The 4,838-nt window shown below is 67.5% G+C and carries 6 protein-coding genes; 3 read left to right on the top strand and 3 right to left on the bottom strand.

What is annotated here, in order from left to right; all coding sequences use genetic code 11:
* The 3 genes from VIR09_RS26345 to VIR09_RS26335 all read left to right on the top strand — a co-directional run.
* A partial coding sequence (locus VIR09_RS26345) for a hypothetical protein (RefSeq protein ID WP_332015538.1) occupies nucleotides 1-354 on the top strand: 354 nt, incomplete at its 5' end.
* Between the two features lie 6 nt (nucleotides 355-360).
* Nucleotides 361-717, top strand: coding sequence for a hypothetical protein (locus VIR09_RS26340; protein ID WP_332015537.1), 357 nt, complete (start codon nucleotides 361-363; stop codon nucleotides 715-717).
* 7 nt (nucleotides 718-724) lie between these two features.
* A complete protein-coding gene (locus tag VIR09_RS26335) occupies nucleotides 725-2,293 on the top strand; it encodes a M48 family metalloprotease (RefSeq protein WP_332015536.1) in 1,569 nt (522 codons plus the stop codon).
* A 37-nt stretch (nucleotides 2,294-2,330) separates the two neighbouring features.
* On the opposite strand, the gene VIR09_RS26330 is transcribed toward VIR09_RS26335, so the two are convergent.
* Genes VIR09_RS26330 through VIR09_RS26320 form a run of 3 tightly spaced genes read right to left on the bottom strand, consistent with a single transcriptional unit; the run spans nucleotide 2,331 to nucleotide 4,715 of the window.
* The gene (locus VIR09_RS26330) at nucleotides 2,331-3,368 is read right to left on the bottom strand and encodes an LD-carboxypeptidase (protein WP_332015535.1); all 1,038 of its coding nucleotides are present in this window, start codon (nucleotides 3,366-3,368) and stop codon (nucleotides 2,331-2,333) included.
* Nucleotides 3,365-3,856 (bottom strand): tRNA adenosine(34) deaminase TadA, encoded by a 492-nt coding sequence (gene tadA / locus VIR09_RS26325; RefSeq protein ID WP_332015539.1) that lies wholly within the window; start codon nucleotides 3,854-3,856, stop codon nucleotides 3,365-3,367. Before tadA ends, VIR09_RS26330 begins: the two co-directional genes overlap by 4 nt.
* Before the next feature lie 10 nt (nucleotides 3,857-3,866).
* Nucleotides 3,867-4,715: an HAD family hydrolase gene (locus tag VIR09_RS26320; protein ID WP_013394075.1), complete on the bottom strand. Its 849-nt coding sequence runs from the start codon at nucleotides 4,713-4,715 to the stop codon at nucleotides 3,867-3,869.
* Nucleotides 4,716-4,838 lie beyond the last annotated feature (123 nt).

Genomic DNA, 4,838 nt, shown 5'->3' with positions numbered 1-4,838 from the left:
AAGGCCAAGGCCGCGCGCCTGTCCGTCTTGCTGCGCGACCGCGCCGCCCGCCTGTGGCTGGCGCGCTGGCTGGCGTCGAAGCTGTGCATCGCGGCGTTGCTGCTGCTGCGCAAGGCCGCCGCCATCGTCCTGTCTTCGCTGATCGTGCTGTACATCGTGCTGCTCGCGCAGCGCTGGCTGAACGTGGGCACCCTGCCCATTGTCGATCTGGCCATCATGGCCCTGGCCGCCCACTGGCTCGGCTGGACCAATCGCGCCACCACTTTCCTTTTTGGCAAACCGGATGCCGCCTCCGCGCCGGCGTCCCAGACACCCGCGCGGGAGCCGTCCGCTACCCGCCCGCAACAGGAGTAGAAACGCATGCTCAAGCCCTCCTCCCTGATTACCGCGCTGGCCACGGCCGCGCTTGCGCTGACCAGTGCGGCCGCCGTGGCGGCCGACGCCATCGTCGGCCTGAACGTCAAGCCGCTGCCGCTGTACGCCAAGCCTGACGGCGGCGCGCCGGCAGCCAAGTCCGAGGGCCAGGGCATGCCCTGGACCGTGCTGGAAGAAGCCAGCGAGTTCTACCGCGTCACGGTCGACGGCAAGGACTACTGGGTGGACAGCATGCATGTGCGCATCGCGCGCGGCTCCGCCGCGCAATGCGGGCCGGTGATCAAGGGCGTGCCTGCGCCCACCGGCTCGACCGCGGGTGCGGGCGAGAACGTCTGCCGCTGAGCCGCCGATGCGATCCGCCCACATCCTGCGCATGGCCGCCATCTCCGGCGCGCTGCTGCTGAGCGCCTGCTCCACCCTCCCCGGAGGCAAGGGTTTTTCGGTCACGACCGGCCAGCTGCCCCCTCCTCCCGCCGACCGGCAATGGCCCGACGCCAGCCAGGACGCGCGCAACCAGCGCGCCCAGGGCATGGGCCTCGTGGCCATGCCGGAAATGGAGGCCTACCTGAACGGTCTGCTCGCCAAGATCAAGAACGCCGCGGGCGTGCCCGCCTGGCCGGGCGCGGTCCATGTGACCTCGTCGTCGGCGCTCGAAGCCTATAGCACCGGCGCCGGCAACATCTACCTGTCCATGGGCTGGCTGGCGTCGGCGGAATCCGAGGACGAAATCGTCGCCATCCTGTCCCACGAATTCGGCCACGTCTATCTGGACTACCACCAGATGGAATCGGTCAACGCCGCAAGCGACCAGGTCGCGACGCTGGCGACCGTGGGCGTGGCGCTGGCCCGCAAGGCCGGCAGCGCCACCGGCTGGAGCCCCGTCGACAGCGTGATCGCCTCGTACACGCTGGGCAAGAACATGCTGGTGCCTGCCTGGGGCCGGCAGCAGGAAGAAAATGCCGACCGCTTCGGCGCCACCGTCAGCGTGCAACTGGGCTATTCGTATACGCAAGGTTTCAAGGCGTTCCTGGAACGCCAGGCCACCTGGGAAGCCGAGAACGCCAAGGTCCAAGCCGAAGCGCGCCAGCGCATGCTCGAGCAAATCAAACAGGCGGCGGCCGACAACACTCGCAAGCAAGAGGCGGCCAAGGGCAACAACATCGCCCCCCTGACCGAACTGCAGGCCTCGCTGAACTCCGGCGTCGCGGGGGCCAGCGAAGGCTTGCGCACGGGCCTGGACGACATCTGGAATAAGATGACCGTCAGCCACCCCGACACCGGCGCGCGCCTGGCTTCGCTGACCGAAGAGGTCATGCCCTTGATGGCGGGCAAACCGCGCCCGCCGGTCACAGCCGCGCCCTGGAACAAGGCGCGCGCGCAACGCCGCACGGCCGCGCTGCTGAAGAACTACAAGACCGCTGCCGAGGCGCAGCAGGCCTTGCAGGCTCAGGACTACCCGCGCGCGCGCAAGCTCGCGGCCCAGGCCGCTTCGGGCCCCAGCGCCGCACACGCCCTGCCGCTGCTGACCTTGAGCATGGCGCAGGCGGAATCCGGCGCGCGCGGGTCTGTCTTGCTGGACCGCAATCTGGCGTCCGAGCAGGACCGCGCCTGGCAGGTGTATGTGCTGCGGGCCAACAATCTGTTGGGCGCGGGCCAATCCGGCCCGGCCAGCAAGGTGATGGGCCAGGGCTTCGACTACTTCAGGAGTTCGGCGCTGGCATGGCCTGAAGCCATCCGCTTCTATGGCCAGACCCAGGGCTGGGATCAGGCGCGCAAGCTGGCGCAGGAATGCGCATCGCGCTTCGCGAGCTATGCCGGGGAATGCAGCAAGGCAGCCCAGTCGCCCGCCGAGCAGGCCGAGGCCAAACGTCGCAGCGAGAAAAAGGCGCAATCGCTGGTCGACAAGCTGTTCAAGTAGAAACGAGTAAGGGGCGCGCGCGGCGCCCCTTACTTTTTCAGTGCGTGTGCTCGTCCAGCACCAGGTGCGCCATGCCCTTCTCAGTGGCCAGGCCCACCTTCTGCCCGATCGGCAGGGTCGCCTTGGTCGCGACGTGGCCGTACGGCAAGCCCGTCACCACCGGCACCTTGACCGTCTTGCGCAGCCAGGCCACCACTTCGTGCAGGTCGTAGCCGTTGTCGTGCGCGGCCAGCTTGTAGTCCGAGAAGCGGCCCAGCACGATCGCCTTCTGCTTGCCCAGGATGCCGGCCTGCGCCAGCTGGATCAGCATGCGTTCGATGCGGTACGGATGCTCGGCCACGTCTTCCAGGAACAGGATGCCGCCGCGCACCTTGGGCATGTAGGGCGTGCCCAGCAAGGACGTCAGCATGGCAAGGTTGCCTCCCCAGAAGATGCCGCGGCAGTCCACCGCATCGGCGTCCTGGGTTTCGAAGCTGAGGATTTCCAGTTCGCCGCGCATGATCTCGCCGAACAGGGCTTCGGTCAGGTCGTCGACCTTCTTGCCGCCGAAGTCATAGATGGCCGAGGCGCCGGTATAGCTGACCGCCCCGGTCTGCGCCAACAGGCCCAGGTTGAAGGCGGTGAAGTCGCTCATGCCGACGAAGCGCTTGCCGCTGTCGGCCATGGCCTTCCAGTCAATAGAAGGCAGCAGCCGGCCCATGCCGTAGCCGCCGCGCGTCACCATGACGATGGGCAGCTTCTGCTTGGCGGCGCGCGTCAGGCTGGCCAGGCGTTGCGCGTCGGTGCCTGCGAAGCGCTGGTGCTGGGCCAAGGCAGTGCGGTCCAGGGCGGTCTTGAAGCCCTGCTGCTGCAGGCGCTCGCGGGCGAGTTCGACCGTGGCCGGATCGCGCACCGCGGAAGACGGCGAGATCAGGTAGATGCCACGCGCGTCGGGCAGCACGTGGGCGTGGCTGTGGTCATGCCCGCAGTCTTCATCACATTCGTGGCCTGCGTGGCCATGATCGTGGTTATGGTCGTGCTCGTGGACGGCGGCCGCTTTCGCGCCGCGCGCCTTGGCGCCTTGGGATTTGCTCATGCTGCGGATTCCTTGCTGCGGCGCTCGCGGAAGAACCGGCGCAGCAGCTCGCCGCAAGGTTCCGCCAGCACGCCGCCGGTGACTGAAGTGTGATGATTGAGTTTGGGGACCGAGCCTACGTCCAGCACGCTGCCGCAGGCGCCGGTCTTGGGATCGTAGGCGCCGAACACCACGCGCGAGAGCCGCGCATGCAGCATGGCGCCGATGCACATGACGCAGGGCTCCAGCGTGACGTACACGGTGATGCCCGGCAAACGATAGTTTTCAAGCGCGCGGGCGGCGCCGCGCAAGGCGACGATCTCGGCGTGGGCGGTAGGGTCGTGGTCGATGATGGTGCGGTTGTAGCCGCGCCCCAGGATGTCGCCCTGGGCCGACACCACCAGCGCGCCCACCGGCACCTCGCCGATGTCGTAGGCCGCCCGGGCCTGTTCCAGCGCCAGTTCCATGAAGCTGGCGTCCTGCGCGGTCCAGGACGGGACCGCCGCCAAGGGGACTGCTTCAACCACGGTACACCCGCGACTTCAAGGCGATGCGGCCGGCCAGGCTGGTCACGGCCTCTTCCAGCCATTGGTAGAGTTCGGCGTGTTCGTCGTAGCGGGCCTGGTTCAGGTTCGACACCCGGCCTTCTTCGATGAAGCCCCAGGCCCGGCTGCGCTTGTCGCGGTGCTTGGGGTCCCAGACGCCGAAGGCGAAGCCGCCGGCGCGGCGGATCAGCGAAAAGCACGGGATGTCGGTGTAGCCGTCGCCGACGAACACCATCTGGTCGAACGGCACCCGCAGACGGTCCTCGGGCACCTTGCGGTTGACCTCGAAGGGCTTGTTGCGGAAGTCGCGGCCGATGATGCCTTTCTGGATATGGAACAGGTAGCGGGTCTTGTCGGTAAAGCTGACGATGCGGCGCGGAAAGGCGATGCCGCCATCTGCGCCGTAGACGAATTCGGAGGCCCAGATCTCGGTGAATTCATGCGCGATGGGCGTGGAGCGGACCACGTCGCCGATGCCGCTGGAGATCAGGTAGAACTCCAGCTGCACTTGCGGCTGCTCGGCCCGCACCGCGGCGCGCAGGCGCTGGAACAACGTGGGCACGCCGTCGTGCAGTTCCAGCCGCGCGCCCCAGTCCTTCAGGCGCTGCTGCGTGATGAGGCCATGCTTGCCCGACTGCGACAGCTGGATCATCTGGTACAGGTAGGCGGGCACGGGGTCCCAGTCCTGTTGCGACAGCAAGGGATCGACCTCATCCTTCCAGAAGGATGCCGTGTCCACGCCCATGCTTTCCAGGAAGCCGGACGTGCTGTCCGAGGCCAGCGTGTCGTCGAAATCGAAAATCAGGGCGATGACGTCGGACATGTATATGCGTGAAAAAGGGGCGACAGCCGCCATTTTGCCTGAATGTGGCGGCGGCTGCGCCCCTGGAGGCCCGAATGCAGGGGCCTCTTCCGGACAGTCTGCCTACTGGCGGACGGGCGCGGT

Source organism: Achromobacter sp., assembly GCF_036567245.1.
Lineage (GTDB): Bacteria > Pseudomonadota > Gammaproteobacteria > Burkholderiales > Burkholderiaceae_B > Achromobacter.
Note: the sequence above shows the minus strand (reverse complement) of the source record. Positions and strands in the feature narration are given on the sequence as shown.

Coding starts and splice junctions, on each gene's coding strand:
- VIR09_RS26340 (WP_332015537.1), top strand. CDS start 361: ATGCTCAAGCCCTCCTCCCTGATTACCGCGCTGGCCACGGCCGCGCTT.
- VIR09_RS26335 (WP_332015536.1), top strand. CDS start 725: ATGCGATCCGCCCACATCCTGCGCATGGCCGCCATCTCCGGCGCGCTG.
- VIR09_RS26330 (WP_332015535.1), bottom strand. CDS start 3,368: ATGAGCAAATCCCAAGGCGCCAAGGCGCGCGGCGCGAAAGCGGCCGCC.
- VIR09_RS26320 (WP_013394075.1), bottom strand. CDS start 4,715: ATGTCCGACGTCATCGCCCTGATTTTCGATTTCGACGACACGCTGGCC.